The following is a 13,596-nucleotide window of genomic DNA, read 5'->3' on the forward strand; positions in this document are numbered from 1 at the left end:
TGTAAAACCCTATGAATGTAAGGGTTTAAATGTCATGAAACCTTAAAATGAGAATTGCTGAAAGATGAACTTACAAAAACCAACCGTAAGAATGTAAACCCTTACCTAAAAGATTCACACCGAGATAACAAATCCAAACTACAACAAACCCAGCAGCGGCTAAAATTGCCGGTTTTCGACCTTGCCAACCGCGAGTTATTCTAGAATGCAGATAAGCCGCGAAAACTAACCAGGTAATTAACGCCCAAGTTTCCTTCGGGTCCCAACTCCAGTAAGAACCCCAGGCTTCATTAGCCCAAACCCCACCAGCAATAATCCCAATTGTGAGGAGAGGAAAGCCTAAACCAATAATGCGATAGCTGATATTATCGAGGGTTTCAGCTAGATTAAGACGTTGAGGTGAAAGGATTTCAGCAGTTTGAATGGGGGTACTTGTGATTAAATCTAAAACCGCAGTCCCATTTCCGTTGTTGTTACTTTCTACAAGGGAAAAACCATTAGTTTCCGCAGCGAGTGTAGATGTAACTAACTCACCAGCTTTTAGTAATTTATAACCATTACTTCGATAACCGCCATTACCAACGGAACTACCTTGTAATTGGATATTTTGACCGCGAGTAACAATTAAAAAAGCGATCGCTAACAATGCACCTACCATCAAAGCTGAATAACTCAACATCATTACACTAACGTGCATCATCAGCCAATTAGATTTTAAAGCTGGGACTAAAGGCTCTGACACCTGCATATTTGATGGTAAAGTCAGAGTCGCAAAAGCAGCAATTCCCATGGCTACAGGTGCAGTTACAACCCCCACTAAACGGCTACGACTGCTATTTTCGGCAATTAAATGGACAGCGGTAATTCCCCAAGTCAGGAAAAATAAAGATTCGTAGAGATTACTCAGGGGAAAATAACCCGCTTCGATCCATCTTGCTGCTAATAGAGTCGCCATACACAAATTAGCGATCGCCATTCCAGCCGTCCCCAAAGCCGCTGTCACCGATAAACTCGGAAAGGCTGCCCCCACCCAATACACCAACATCGTACAGAATAAGACAGCAAATGAGGCATTATCTAGCCAGTTCTGGAGTACAACCAGATCCATAAACACTTCTCTCCAGTGGATGCTTGAAAATATAAATTCCGATTTCCTTGATCCTAACTGGTTTTGGGTATTAGTAATTGGCAAGATTAATCTTCATAATTCATAGCGCCCAGATATTTAGTTAAAAACCCAGGTGCGTAGGAGTAAAGCAGTGATCATTGGTGTCAACTTAACGTAAAACCCATAGCCCGCCTGGGAATGAATTCCCAGTCTAATAGCAAAAGTTGTCTGTTGATGACTAAAAATCCCCAGTTTACTTTAGTAAACTTTGGCTATTAGCCCTGAAATTCATTATCTCGTTCCCAGTCTCTGACTGGGAATGAATTCTAGAAGGCTCTGCCTTCAATGATATTAGAGGCAGAGCCTCATCAACTGCATTCCTAGTCAGAGACTAGGAACGAGATGCGGTAGTCTTGAGAATATAGTTTTATTTTATAACCGATTTACCATAAATTAGAATATCTTTGACAGTCTCCGGTCTAAAAACGCGGAGATTCTATAGAGAGTTTTAGCTTAAACAGTAGAAGCCTCTCACTTACCCGATAGGGAGGTGATGAGATGAATACGCTCAAATTTTCAAATTAACGTCAATGCAGGATAAAGCAAAGCAACTAGCTTTCATCCCTTGTCTGAAGCCCAGATGCGTTCTCCTAAGTCGAACGCATCTTCAAGGGTTTTCGGCATCTACTTTATAATACCCGGCTGCTTTTTTAGTGACAGACACAGTTTTAATATCAAGAGGTTGTTTGAAAGGTGGTATCCCGTAATTTTCACCACATTTTTACCTCCCTTTCCCCTTTAGAAGGGGGGAAACAAGAAAAATCTGGTTCCCTCCCCTTCACAAGAGGAGAGTTAGGGAGGGCTAACCTAACTTAATTCTAGAAAGTGAAGGTAGTCCGTAAAGTACCAACATATTCGTTGGAGTTCTTATCGTTATGCTCAGGATTCAAGATTACCAACACACCAGGAGTGACCAGGATGTTGTCAGAAAGCTTAATCTTGTACAGACCTTCGATGTGATAAGAAGTGTTTGCATCTCTGGTAATACCTTTACCGCCAGCTAATTTAGGAGGTTGACCGAAGATAAGACCCAAGGTATTACCTTCTTTACCGAAGTCTTTAATACCCAAAGTACCAGCCCAGTACCAGATTTCTCCACTCTTGCTATTACCTGCTAAAGTGCTGGCGGCAGTATAACCACCCCAACCGCCAATTGTGATATTCTTAGTGGGTTGGAGTGTAGCTTGTACACCGTAGTTGCTTGATTCTGCTGCAACGCCAGCACCAAAGGGACTATTTGCACTACTGCTACCTGTGGAACTAAAGAAACTATTCTTTAGATCAATTGTTTTACTTTTATCTGCTGGATCAGTAATAGTAATTCCCCGCTGATAAGTGTGCGCGTAAGTTAGACCAATGTTGATAGCCTGGTTAGGCTTGAAAGCTAACTGACCGAAAATAGTATTATCACCGTTGAATAGCCCATTACCGACATTAGGATTGCTAGAAGAAGTTCTATCGTTAGTTCCATCTTTCAGCCCTTGAGCAAAATAAGCAGCACTTAATGCAATCTTATCATTAGGAGTAACGTTAACAGTGATACCAGCACCGTCACCAGCTTGACGATAAATAGGGCTGAAACGTCCGTAGCGAGATAAAGCACCTGTACCACTGCTTCTAAAGTCGGGGTTGAAAACATTGACGTTCTCATTTAACTCAGCACCAGTAGCATCAATCTTGACGCGAACTTTGTCGCTCAAACTGAAAGCGTAGTTGAGTTTGTCAATGCTTATGGCATTATTTTCGCTGCCATCATAACCTAAACGGGTCATGTTGGTACCAGTGGTATCTTTATTACTGGCAATATTCCGACCTTGCAAACGAGTTTGCAATTGGTCTTTACCAGTGAAGCTGCTATTTAAACTCAACCGCACCCGGTCAGAGAAAGTTGAATTGCTGCTTAAGTCTTTTGTTGGTGCGCCAGAAGCAACTGCTACCTTATCCCCAAAAGCTTGGGATACGCTGAAAATTGCTTCACCAGATAGTTTGGTGGTGGTGGAAAACTGATTGGCTTCCAGTTCGCCAGTACGAGCTTCTAAAGCATCTACTTGACCGCGAATAGTTGCTAATTCTGTAGAATATTCTTCTTGCAAGCGCTGTAAGGTAGCTAAATCTTGCTTGCTTACCATGTCAGCAGTTGCAGTAGCAATGAGTTCATTAACGCGGTCTAAGCAGGAATTTAAACCAGCCGCAAATTCATAACGACTCAAGGCGCGATTACCACGGAAAGTACCGCTAGGATAACCAGCTACGCAACCATAACGTTCAACTAAAGATTGTAAAGCTTGAAACGCCCAATCAGTAGGTTGTACGTCGGAAAACTGAGAAACAGATGTTACTTGACCCAAGCTGTTGGACTCTTGGGACAATTGAGCAACACTTGTTACTTGTTCCTTAGCTTCACCAGCAAAGGCACTGTTACTGGTCAATAAGGTCAAAGCTAGGACGGGGCTAACCTTGAGGATATTCCAAAAAGCTTTTTTCATAAATTTCAATCTCTCTCACACCTATAGTGAATCCAGTCTATGGTAAAGTCCCAAGGGAACTTATACATAAATGTTCTATAGTGATTCTACATCATTAATGGCAATTAAAACAACTAAATATCAAAATTTTTATACAAGGTTATAATTTATTTATTATCTGGTAAATCTGAGATTATACCCTGTCTATGGTATGTATTGATGGGGATCAATATCCAATTTACGATCGCTGACCTGTAACAATATATGTAACTCGTTGAGCAATATTAGTTGCGTGATCTGCCATGCGTTCTAAACAACGAATTGCTAAAGTTAACAAGAGAATTGGCTCAATTACGCCAGAAATATTTTCCTGTTGGGCAAAGGTTTGATAAAGATGCTCATAAGCATTATCTACAGCATCATCTAACTGCTTCATTCTTTGTCCACTGGTTTCGTCTAAATCTGCCAATGCGACTAAACAAGTTGCTAACATTGCTTGGGCGTGCTGGGACATAATTGCAATTTCTGGTAAGGAACTATGTTGAGGATAAGGGAAGAGTTTAATGGCAATTTCCCCTAGCTCTTCGGCATAATCCCCAATTCGTTCTAAGTCACGCACCAATTGCATGAAAGCACTTATACAGCGCAAATCTCTTTCTGTGGGTACTTGACGAATGATAATAGTTGTGCAGTCTGATTCTATTTGCCGATAAAAGCGATCAATTTTTTTATCTAACCGGGGTATTTGTTCCGCTGCGATTAAGTCACCAGCAAATAAGGCTTGGTGACTCAGCCGAAATGATTGTTCTACTAAAGCCCCCATGCGTAATAAATCCCGTTCTAAACGCCTAATGGAGCGTTCTATTGGTAGTATTTTGTGATTGGGAGGATCAAATACAGTTTTCACAGTGGTTATATTAAAAGTGTATATATTTTCTTAACTATAGTCTTGACTAGTACCGCAGGGCGGAATTAAAAATTAACAATTAAAAATTAAAAAAGCAGATTGTATAAGCTTTTTAAGGATTTTTAATGGTTATCTTACTTGCGCTGTACTGTACTAGGTAAATTTGTCATAACTTGAGAAAATTGAATTTGTATCCAAGCACCACCTGTTTCTGGATGGTTCATGGCTTTAATTACACCACCGTGAGCCATGACTATTTGCTGGACAATGGCTAAACCTAAACCGCTACCAGCAATTCTCGTTGTCGAATTTACTTCATTGACTGGTGAACGATACCGGGCTTTATCTCCGCGATAAAACCTTTCAAATACATGAGGTAAGTCGTCAACAGCAAAGCCAACACCGAAATCAATAATATTTATTTCCAACATTTGACCGTTATCAGTAGAAATTATTTTAGTCTCAATGTCAATAGTTGTGGTGGCTGGACTATATTTGATGCTATTATCTAGCAAGTTGACGAATACTTGATAAAGTCGAGATTTATCTGCCTGAATGCAGATGCTGTCTAGTCCAGAATAGTTAATACTGAGAGAATGACGCTGGGCAATTGGTTCTAGGGTTGCCCATGCGGAGATGATGAGCGATCGCATTTCCACCATTTCTAAATTTAACTGCATGGTAGGATTATTTTCCATTTGCGTCAGTTCCAACCAACTTTGCACCAAATTAATCAGTCGGTCAACTTCTTGCATTAACCTATTAACCCAACGGTCTAAAGGTGTTTCTAGACGGGTTTGCAGAGTTTCCACTACCAGACGAATTGCCGTGAGGGGTGTTCTCAGTTCATGGGCTAAATCAGAAAAAGAGCGATCGCGTTCTTGCTTCATATCTAGCACAGATTGGCAATTTTCCAAAAATACCCCCACTTGTCCCGTTGGTAGAGGCAAACTAGAAGCCCGCAAAAACATAGATTTTACCGCTGTCATCTCCCTAGCATCTTCACAAGCAGGATGAAAAACCCATTCCTGCACCTGTGGCTTTTGCCAATCACGAGTTTGTTCAATTAACTGATCTAATTCATAAGACCGCACCAATTCTAACAACAAACGCACCTGTCCTGGCTGCCACCTTTGAAGATATAAAATTTCTCGCGCTTGCTGATTGCACCATAGCAGTTGATTTTCCTCATCTACCTGCAAATATCCCAGAGGTACAAAATCTAGCAATTCCTGATACATAGACAATGATTGCTGCAAATCCTGTCGTTGTTTATTCACCATAGACATATCCTGCCGTAAGCGAGGTCTTAGCAGCAACTTGATGTTATTGGTTTCATGGGAACGAGAATTTAACGGTTGCAACAATCGCTCTAAATACCAGTTCAGGTGAACCTGTTGCCAAACCCAAAAACCAAGGCCGACAACTAAACCCAGAAAAAATCCCAGAAAGAACATGGAAGTCGTTAGTTGGTGTATGATTCAAAACTAACAACTATCTTCACAAATCACCCAAATCTGTAACCAAAACCCCTCACAGTCACAATATGTTCTGGATGACTAGGATCTTCCTCCAGCTTTTCCCGTAACCAGCGAATATGAACATCCACAGTTTTGCTATCCCCCACAAAATCTGGACCCCATATCTGATCCAACAACTGCTCCCGTGACCATACTCGTCGAGTATAACTCATAAATAATTCTAACAGCCGGAACTCCTTCGGAGACAAATTCGCCTCTTCTCCACGTACCGTTACCCGACACTCTTGAGCATTTAAAGTTATATCTTTGTGCTTGAGAACCGGAACTTGTGGCAATGTACTTAAACGTTGACGACGAAGTAACGCCCGACACCGCGCCACCAATTCTCGCATACTAAACGGTTTTGTCAAATAGTCATCAGCACCTACCTCCAAGCCCAGCACTCGGTCAGTTTCACTACCTTTAGCACTCAACATCAAAATTGGCACTGAGTTGCCCTGGTGACGCAAAAAACGGCAAATATCTAGACCATTAATTTGCGGCAACATCAAATCTAACAGCACCAAATCTAAAGGCAGTTTTTCAGAATTATCTTCACAATTTTTCAGATATTCTATCGCTGTTCTGCCGTCACTAGCAACAATTACATCATAACCTTCCCCTTCCAAGGCTACAACTAACATTTCCCGAATTAGTTCTTCGTCTTCGACTACGAGAATACGGCTTGTTTGGCCAATATCTGCCCTGGCGGAATATTTAGCTAATTCACTGGTATACATTAATTTTTTCAGTGTATAACAAAGCCTAGTATATTATAAATCATACCAATCATATATTTATTTTTATTTTCTTTGTATTTACGTTAATTGTAAATTTTTGTGTCAGTAATCCAGTCATCCCCCTTGACAATTCTTATCAAGCTATGAAAGAAATAGCCTTAGAACAGGCGAAAAGTCAGGCAAAAGCTAAATAGACATCTCCGAAAATTAAATGTGCGTCGTTTGAAACCCTTGTAGAGACGTTCCATGGAACGTCTCTACAATCTTTACCGGAGAAGTCTAATAATTAATCGGTTGTTGGCAGATATTTTACCTGTGGATTGTGTATTTGATGGTAAGACAGAATTTCCACAGTCCTATTATGACACTGGTACTGACAAGGAGTAATAATAATGCGTAAGTGGATTGTTTTTCGGGCTGAGAAGCGTCAACCCGGTTAGCCCGCCTGGGAATGAATTCCCAGTCTAATAGCAGAAGTCATCTGAAGATGACTAAATAACGCGGAAATTTTTGAGTAAACTTTAGTTTACTTTCGCTATTAGCCCGGAAATATGGCTTACGCCACGCTACGCCACGCTACGCTATCATTTCCGGGCGGGTGTGGAAGCCAACAGATAAGCCATTTTTAACTTAAGTTGACACCTATGATGAACTAAAAATGTCCATATTCTGAGTATTTAGCAGTTCAAGCTTTTGGATAATCAAATATTTAAATATTTTCACTGAGTGTTGGTGGGTATTGCCCACCCTACGAAGTATTTTGTACAACAACATCAGCTATGAATGCTACCATCAGGCATAATTGCGCCAGTTAAAAAAGTCTCACTCATATCTGTATCATCTAAATTAGCGCCTGTTAAATTCACTTCGCACAAATTAGCCTCGCTTAAATCTGCACCACTCAAATCTGCACCTTGTAAGTCTGCTTTCCACATTCTCACACCTCCCATTTTTGCGCCACTGAGGTTTGCACCCTGCAAATTTGCGGCGGAAATTGATGCCATGTGTAAATTAGCATCACATAAATTAGCACCACTCAATAATGCACCGCTAAGGTCTGATTCATTTAAATGAGCAGTTTTTAATGTAGCTTGAGTCAAATCAGCACCACAGAGAATAATTTCGGATAAATGCGCTCTTGCTAATGTTGCTCCTTTGAGATTTGCCTTACTCAAATTAGCACCACTTAAAGAAGCTTCTGTTAGATTTGCTCCTCTCAAATCTGCTCCACCGAAGTCTACACCACCCAAATTGACTCCTTGTAGATTTGCTCCTGGTAAAGCAATACAGTTAAAGCTTCTTTCTCCTGTGGCATATCTATCTAAAAGTTCTTGAACATTCATAGTTTTTTTAGACCTTGGTAAGTCCAATTATTAAATTATTCACATTTTTTAACTTCTCAGCAATTAATAAAACGGAAGTTTAGCAAATGCTACAATAGAATCACCAGTCTCATAGCCAATCCAGTATTTATGAATAGTCATAATTTAAAACTAGGAAAATATCTAACCTTAGAAGAATTTTGTACCTGCACACAAACCTATCATAAATACGCCCAAAATATCAACCCCTATCCACAAAATCTACCAGAAGTAATTCCCGCATTACAGGATTTAAATAAATTTATCATTGACCCAGTGATAGATTATTTTGGTAGAGAAAATTTTCGACTTACTTACGGTTTTTGTTCTCCAGACTTAAAAAAGTATCTAGAGAAAAAAGACCCAATTACAGGGCAAAAAAATGGGCGTGTAGCTCCGCATCTTGACCAACATATTAGCCATGAAATCAACAAAAACGGTAAATACTACTGTGAAAGATTAGGTGCTGCTTGTGATTTTCTAATTACAGATTTACCGAGTACAGAATTAGTAGAATGGATATTACAAACAAAACTACCCTTTGATTCCCTCTATTTTTATAGTCACAACCAACCAATTCATATTAGTTATGGACAACAACATAAACGAGATATGTGGACATTTAATAACTCAGGAATCCCCACAAAAAAAGGAATTACAGATTGGGTCAAACTAGCAAAACAAACATAAATAACCCTCTATTCCTCCTCTCTGCGCCTCTGCGTCTCTGCGTGAGCAACATTCTTCCTTCTTTGTCGAGTTCTCAAAGCTGCTTTCAGTGCTTTCAACTTATAAGCATCTGCATCTTTAGCCCAAGCTAACCGATAACCATCAATAACAGTACAATTTTCCTTTAGACATTTTTCCCAACCAGAAACATGACTAATACTGTGCCAATTATCTAAAAGACCCCTATCTTCTTCTTGACAAGTTAGTTTAACTAATTTCTCATATTGGGGATAATCGGGAGTAACTAAAGCTTCTATTTGGTGTAAGATTGGTGGGTCATCTTCTTGATCATAATCTTGATAAGTAACGTGCAAATCTCGCAAATCAATTGTCATGACTTTTGATAAAATGGGATGAGGGTTAATATCAAAATCAGGATAAAATAAATAAGATATCTTAGGCGTTTTTAGATGAAATTTAATCACATTGGCTGCTTCTAACCGTCCAATAGTGCGACTAGCACAACCTTCATAAAGACGTAATAAGGGGTCAACTGCTTGTAATGCAGAAATGTGAACCCAAAGGGAATTAGGTAATTTTTTCCCGACTTTGCTTTCTTGACAACGTTTAATAATTAGTTCTGTATTTCCCAAACTGCGTAACATTTGGTCAGCATCTAAACAGGCTTGCTTATAACTACTATATAAACCCAGGATGTCCTCTTGTACTGCTGGTGCTAATTGTCCTAATCGGGGACGACGGCTAAAATTACACAGTGCTAAATAAACCATTAAATCTTGACGGCGTTTGTCAGCGATCGCTTGCCATTCTTCCGAGTCAGTTGCCTGTATAATGATATTAAATGCCCGGCGTAAACTCCCAAATTCCTGAACAATTGCCAATTCTTGAGGTAATTCTCCCTTAATAGGCATTCTTCCCCGTTCCGTCAGAAAAGTCATCAGCGGTGTCAATAATTCCTGATGTTCCTCAAACCTTTTTACACAAAGACGGATTCTGGGAGTAGTCGCGCGGGAACGGAAGCGAGAAGCACGGAATAACTCAGCTTCAGCTTCATCTCGAAACACAAAATAAACCCCCAAAGCCACAGGAATTGCGTCAACACCTAATACTTGGTCAATGTAAATTTTTAATTCTTCTTGTTCATAATATTTCTGAAATGTGTTGCGGTTAGTAATGATGCCATCGCCATAAGCAATTACACCCCGCTTAATATCAGATATCAACACTTGGGCGGCTACCAGCAGGACTTTTTGAGTCAGTTCCCAAGCTTGGATTAGGGATTCCCGGCGCTCGCTTTGGTGTTCAATGACATTAATCACAAAACCAATATTCACAATGTCCGCAGCTACTCTAGGCGTATGTGTAGAGTAATAGGGGTCCCAGCCACAACTTGTATAACCCTGTTCAGCAATACGGGTAACATCGCCACCATGTCCACAACCATAATCAAAAAAGGTGGTTTCTGGACTAAATAAGCTCAATTCCAAAGCTAACCGCACAGGACGAGATAAATCAGAGCGAATAATAGCGGCTTTGTGACGGTCTATTTTGGGAACTATATTTGTACTTATGGAACTACTTTCCCGTTTAATTAAGCAATGTCCTTGCACTTCCACCCCAAAAACTTTTAACCGTTGTTCCCAACCCAACTTAGTCCCAATTCCTTTAGGATGATTAAGTAAACCTAAAGCAACTTGAGCGCGAGTTAAAGCTGCAAACTCTTCATAGAGGGGATATTCTGGAGTCACAAAAGTTTCTTTGCGGTGCAGAATCGGGGGGTTTTCCGAATCGCTGTAATCCCGATAACCAACTTCTAGAGTTTCTAAGTCAACCTGAATACTAGCTTGTAAAGCCGGATGAGGATCAGTATCAAAATCAGGATAGAATAGATAGGAAATTTTGGGTTTGTTTGTACTAAACTTGACCAGAGTTGCCAACTGGACTTTAGGTAAGACACTACGGGCGCGGCTTTCACATTCCTGAAGCCAAGGGTCAAGAGTATGTAAAGCTAAAATATGAATGTAAAAGGCATCAGGTAACATTTTGCCAACAGGATTGTTTTGGCAACATTGATGTATGTTATTTATATCAATAGAGTGAAACCTTGAGAGGTTTTCCTCAACTGCATTCTTTATGTTGTCAGGTTGAACCATTACTTTGTCATCTTGTAAAAATATAGATAACCTGGTTACATTTACCTTAGTACAAAAAATCTGAAATTGGAAGTTAATAAACTTTGAAACCAAGAGAATGTTTGAAAAGTTTTTAATGTATAAACAAAATAAACCCCTCTCCAAACCTCTCCCCGCAGCGGGGAGAGGCTTTGAAACCCCCTTCCCTTGTAGGGAAGGTGGGCAGGGGGGTTAGGTTTTTGGAGATTATCGGTTTCATCTAATACTTTTCAAACAACCTCTAAAGTAAAAACAGTTCAAACCATTGTTTATCAATTTTTTTGTCAAAATAGTAAAACACAACAAAAAATAACGTTCATTGATGACAAATTGTAGTCTTAGTTAAGTAAAATTAAGTTAATTCATATAACTTGACATTTCTTAATTTTCAGCAAAACATTTGGTCATTTATTAAATTTTTAATAATAGTTATATCTAGTTGTAGATTTATGCAGTCAGTTAATATGAGAATTGTGTAATCTGAAAAGAACTAAACTAATGATTAAATAGAGGTCTAATGACTCCAACTATCATGCGTCAGCTTTGGTCAATCGTTGAAGCCACCCACACAGTAACACTCTTACAGCTTGATGATGCTAGTTTGGTGCAGTGGTTGGTTAAACAAATAACTAATCAAGCTTTTTTAGATCCTCATGAAATTGATTTCTTGTGTGATTACATCCAATCTCGGCTGAGTCTGATTCGTGATTTAGCTTATGAACGCCAACAGTCATAGTCAAGTGGCTGTGCTGTTTATTTAAGTTTCGATGGTAAATAACCTTCTACTAAGCAATCATTACCGACAATCCGCCAAGTTACCCGCTCCAACGGTAACGCCTCAGTCATACTAGTTAAACCCAAGTCTCCCACAGGTGTAGGAGCATGATCTCCACCAATAATTTTGGGGGCGATAAATGCCATGATTTTTTGGACAGCGCCTTGAGCGATCGCACTAGCTGCTAAAATACCACCACATTCCCATAGCACGCTACAAAAACCGCGCTCATATAAATAACCCATGACTATTTCCGGAGTGAGGGAGCTAAATTCCAGCACCTCCACGCCTTTTGACCGCAGCATTTTTTGAAAAGCTTGTGAACTGCCAACTTCCGTTACAACCAAAGTTGGAGCTTCCTGAGTATCCCATAGGCAAGCCTGTTCTGGTAAATTCAGACTACGACTCATCACAACTCGTAGAGGATTATGAGCCGCAACTTGATGGCTAGTCAAGTAAGGATTATCTTTTCTCACTGTATTCCCACCAACAATCACCGCATCACAAGCCCCTCGTAATTGATACACCTCAGTGCGAGCATCTTGATTTGTTACCCAAGAACTATGACCAGCAGTAGTGGCAATTTTACCATCTAAAGTCATAGCATATTTCAAAATACCTAAAGGTCGTTGATAGAGAATGCGATGAATAAACCCTTCATTTAAACGCCGACAAGCCGCTTCCTCTACTCCAACTACAACTTCAATCCCCGCAGCCCTTAACCGTGCAATCCCGCTACCTGCTACCAAGGGATTAGGATCAACCATCCCTACCACCACCTTAGACACACCAGCATTGATTAATCCTTCTGAACAGGGAGGAGTCCGTCCATAGTGATTACAAGGCTCAAGACTCACATAAATAGTGCTTAAGTGCGCCCTTTCTCCCGCTGCTCTGAGGGCAAAAACCTCGGCGTGTGGTTCACCAGCACGAGGATGAAACCCTTCCCCCACAATCTCCCCATTTTGGACAACCACTGCCCCCACCAAGGGATTTGGTGAAGTGTATCCCAACGCAATGCGAGCTAATTCTACGCACCGTAACATCATCCGCGAATCAAAGTCATTACCTACTAATTCCGGGACTACAGGCTGTGCAAATTGATGGTTTTCAGATAAGGGTGTAGATGCTGGAGAGACTCCTGGAAAATTATCCATTTGACTTAAGAATTACGAATTAATTTCATCTGCTGCCACCAGCGATTAAGAGGATAATAAACCACAGGCGCCCACAAACTACTAAGAATTGCCGAAGCTAAGGTTGCACGCTGGTAATATGTCCAAATACTGGCGGCATGACGATTTCCTTCCCAAGATAACTGGAAAGCAAAAATAGTGCCTGCCACCACAGCCATCACAAATACAATTAAAGCAATAGAAATAAAGTCTTCTTGAATAAACCGCTGTTTTTGCATTAGGGCTGTTAACATTCCCACGATTCCCAAACCCAAAGCATGAGTGGGATTTGGCGATGTCATTGCATCTTGCAATAGTCCTAAAATGATTCCTGACAGCAGACCAGAAAATACTGAGCGATTAACACTCCAAGCCACTACCCAAATTAGTAGCCAGTTAGGACCAATGCCTAATAATTCCATCCCAGGAAGACGAGTTGGCAACATTATTAAGCATAACATTACAGTTAAAAATATTACCATCCAATCCATAAATTGATGCCACCAAGGATGCCAAAGTGCTAATGGGGGAATCAAAAAATAGGATTTTCCTCTAGTTGAAGTTGATTTTTTATCTCTGTTACTGGTAAATCCAGGTATCTTCATCTTTTTATGATTAGTGATT

The 13,596-nt window shown here is 40.2% G+C and carries 12 protein-coding genes; 3 read left to right on the plus strand and 9 right to left on the minus strand.

What is annotated here, in order from left to right:
* Positions 1–70 precede the first annotated feature (70 nt).
* The 5 genes from ccsB to AN486_RS04970 form a co-directional block, all read right to left on the minus strand.
* The gene (gene ccsB / locus AN486_RS04950) at positions 71–1,108 is read right to left on the minus strand and encodes a c-type cytochrome biogenesis protein CcsB (protein WP_027403575.1); all 1,038 of its coding nucleotides are present in this window, start codon (positions 1,106–1,108) and stop codon (positions 71–73) included.
* A gap of 878 nt (positions 1,109–1,986) precedes the next feature.
* A complete protein-coding gene (locus AN486_RS04955) occupies positions 1,987–3,654 on the minus strand; it encodes an iron uptake porin (RefSeq protein WP_290599474.1) in 1,668 nt (555 codons plus the stop codon).
* Between the two features lie 217 nt (positions 3,655–3,871).
* Positions 3,872–4,540 (minus strand): phosphate signaling complex protein PhoU, encoded by a 669-nt coding sequence (gene phoU, locus AN486_RS04960; protein ID WP_168635170.1) that lies wholly within the window; start codon positions 4,538–4,540, stop codon positions 3,872–3,874.
* A gap of 134 nt (positions 4,541–4,674) precedes the next feature.
* A complete protein-coding gene (locus tag AN486_RS04965; protein WP_290599475.1) occupies positions 4,675–5,997 on the minus strand; it encodes a cell wall metabolism sensor histidine kinase WalK in 1,323 nt (440 codons plus the stop codon).
* 50 nt (positions 5,998–6,047) lie between these two features.
* Complete coding sequence (locus AN486_RS04970) at positions 6,048–6,800, minus strand: response regulator transcription factor (protein ID WP_027403571.1); 753 nt, start codon at positions 6,798–6,800, stop codon at positions 6,048–6,050.
* A gap of 246 nt (positions 6,801–7,046) precedes the next feature.
* Between AN486_RS04970 and AN486_RS04975 the strand changes: the two genes are divergently transcribed.
* Positions 7,047–7,187 (plus strand): hypothetical protein, encoded by a 141-nt coding sequence (locus AN486_RS04975; RefSeq protein ID WP_168634706.1) that lies wholly within the window; start codon positions 7,047–7,049, stop codon positions 7,185–7,187.
* A gap of 386 nt (positions 7,188–7,573) precedes the next feature.
* Here AN486_RS04975 and AN486_RS04980 read toward each other — a convergent pair whose 3' ends face one another.
* Complete coding sequence (locus AN486_RS04980) at positions 7,574–8,143, minus strand: pentapeptide repeat-containing protein (RefSeq protein ID WP_039202790.1); 570 nt, start codon at positions 8,141–8,143, stop codon at positions 7,574–7,576.
* 129 nt (positions 8,144–8,272) lie between these two features.
* Between AN486_RS04980 and AN486_RS04985 the strand changes: the two genes are divergently transcribed.
* Positions 8,273–8,851, plus strand: coding sequence for a hypothetical protein (locus tag AN486_RS04985; protein WP_290599476.1), 579 nt, complete (start codon positions 8,273–8,275; stop codon positions 8,849–8,851).
* An 8-nt stretch (positions 8,852–8,859) separates the two neighbouring features.
* Here AN486_RS04985 and AN486_RS04990 read toward each other — a convergent pair whose 3' ends face one another.
* Positions 8,860–11,004, minus strand: coding sequence for a DNA phosphorothioation-associated putative methyltransferase (locus AN486_RS04990; protein ID WP_290599477.1), 2,145 nt, complete (start codon positions 11,002–11,004; stop codon positions 8,860–8,862).
* Between the two features lie 535 nt (positions 11,005–11,539).
* Between AN486_RS04990 and AN486_RS04995 the strand changes: the two genes are divergently transcribed.
* A complete protein-coding gene (locus AN486_RS04995; protein WP_053537647.1) occupies positions 11,540–11,758 on the plus strand; it encodes a hypothetical protein in 219 nt (72 codons plus the stop codon).
* Positions 11,759–11,775: 17 nt separating this feature from the next.
* On the opposite strand, the gene ribD is transcribed toward AN486_RS04995, so the two are convergent.
* Positions 11,776–12,954, minus strand: coding sequence for a bifunctional diaminohydroxyphosphoribosylaminopyrimidine deaminase/5-amino-6-(5-phosphoribosylamino)uracil reductase RibD (gene ribD / locus AN486_RS05000; protein WP_053537646.1), 1,179 nt, complete (start codon positions 12,952–12,954; stop codon positions 11,776–11,778).
* Between the two features lie 5 nt (positions 12,955–12,959).
* On the minus strand, positions 12,960–13,577 hold the full coding sequence (gene mreD, locus AN486_RS05005; RefSeq protein ID WP_053537645.1) for a rod shape-determining protein MreD: 618 nt from the start codon (positions 13,575–13,577) through the stop codon (positions 12,960–12,962).
* Positions 13,578–13,596 lie beyond the last annotated feature (19 nt).

The organism is Anabaena sp. AL93 (genome assembly GCF_001672085.1).
Taxonomy (GTDB): Bacteria; Cyanobacteriota; Cyanobacteriia; order Cyanobacteriales; family Nostocaceae; genus Dolichospermum; species Dolichospermum heterosporum.

What these genes read in the sequence shown, in the direction of transcription:
- ribD (WP_053537646.1), bottom strand. Translation starts at nt 12,954, where the DNA reads ATGGATAATTTTCCAGGAGTCTCTCCAGCATCTACACCCTTATCTGAA.
- mreD (WP_053537645.1), bottom strand. Translation starts at nt 13,577, where the DNA reads ATGAAGATACCTGGATTTACCAGTAACAGAGATAAAAAATCAACTTCA.
- AN486_RS04955 (WP_290599474.1), bottom strand. Translation starts at nt 3,654, where the DNA reads ATGAAAAAAGCTTTTTGGAATATCCTCAAGGTTAGCCCCGTCCTAGCT.
- AN486_RS04985 (WP_290599476.1), top strand. Translation starts at nt 8,273, where the DNA reads ATGAATAGTCATAATTTAAAACTAGGAAAATATCTAACCTTAGAAGAA.
- AN486_RS04975 (WP_168634706.1), top strand. Translation starts at nt 7,047, where the DNA reads ATGGAACGTCTCTACAATCTTTACCGGAGAAGTCTAATAATTAATCGG.
- AN486_RS04990 (WP_290599477.1), bottom strand. Translation starts at nt 11,004, where the DNA reads ATGGTTCAACCTGACAACATAAAGAATGCAGTTGAGGAAAACCTCTCA.
- AN486_RS04965 (WP_290599475.1), bottom strand. Translation starts at nt 5,997, where the DNA reads ATGTTCTTTCTGGGATTTTTTCTGGGTTTAGTTGTCGGCCTTGGTTTT.
- ccsB (WP_027403575.1), bottom strand. Translation starts at nt 1,108, where the DNA reads ATGGATCTGGTTGTACTCCAGAACTGGCTAGATAATGCCTCATTTGCT.
- AN486_RS04995 (WP_053537647.1), top strand. Translation starts at nt 11,540, where the DNA reads ATGACTCCAACTATCATGCGTCAGCTTTGGTCAATCGTTGAAGCCACC.
- AN486_RS04980 (WP_039202790.1), bottom strand. Translation starts at nt 8,143, where the DNA reads ATGAATGTTCAAGAACTTTTAGATAGATATGCCACAGGAGAAAGAAGC.
- AN486_RS04970 (WP_027403571.1), bottom strand. Translation starts at nt 6,800, where the DNA reads ATGTATACCAGTGAATTAGCTAAATATTCCGCCAGGGCAGATATTGGC.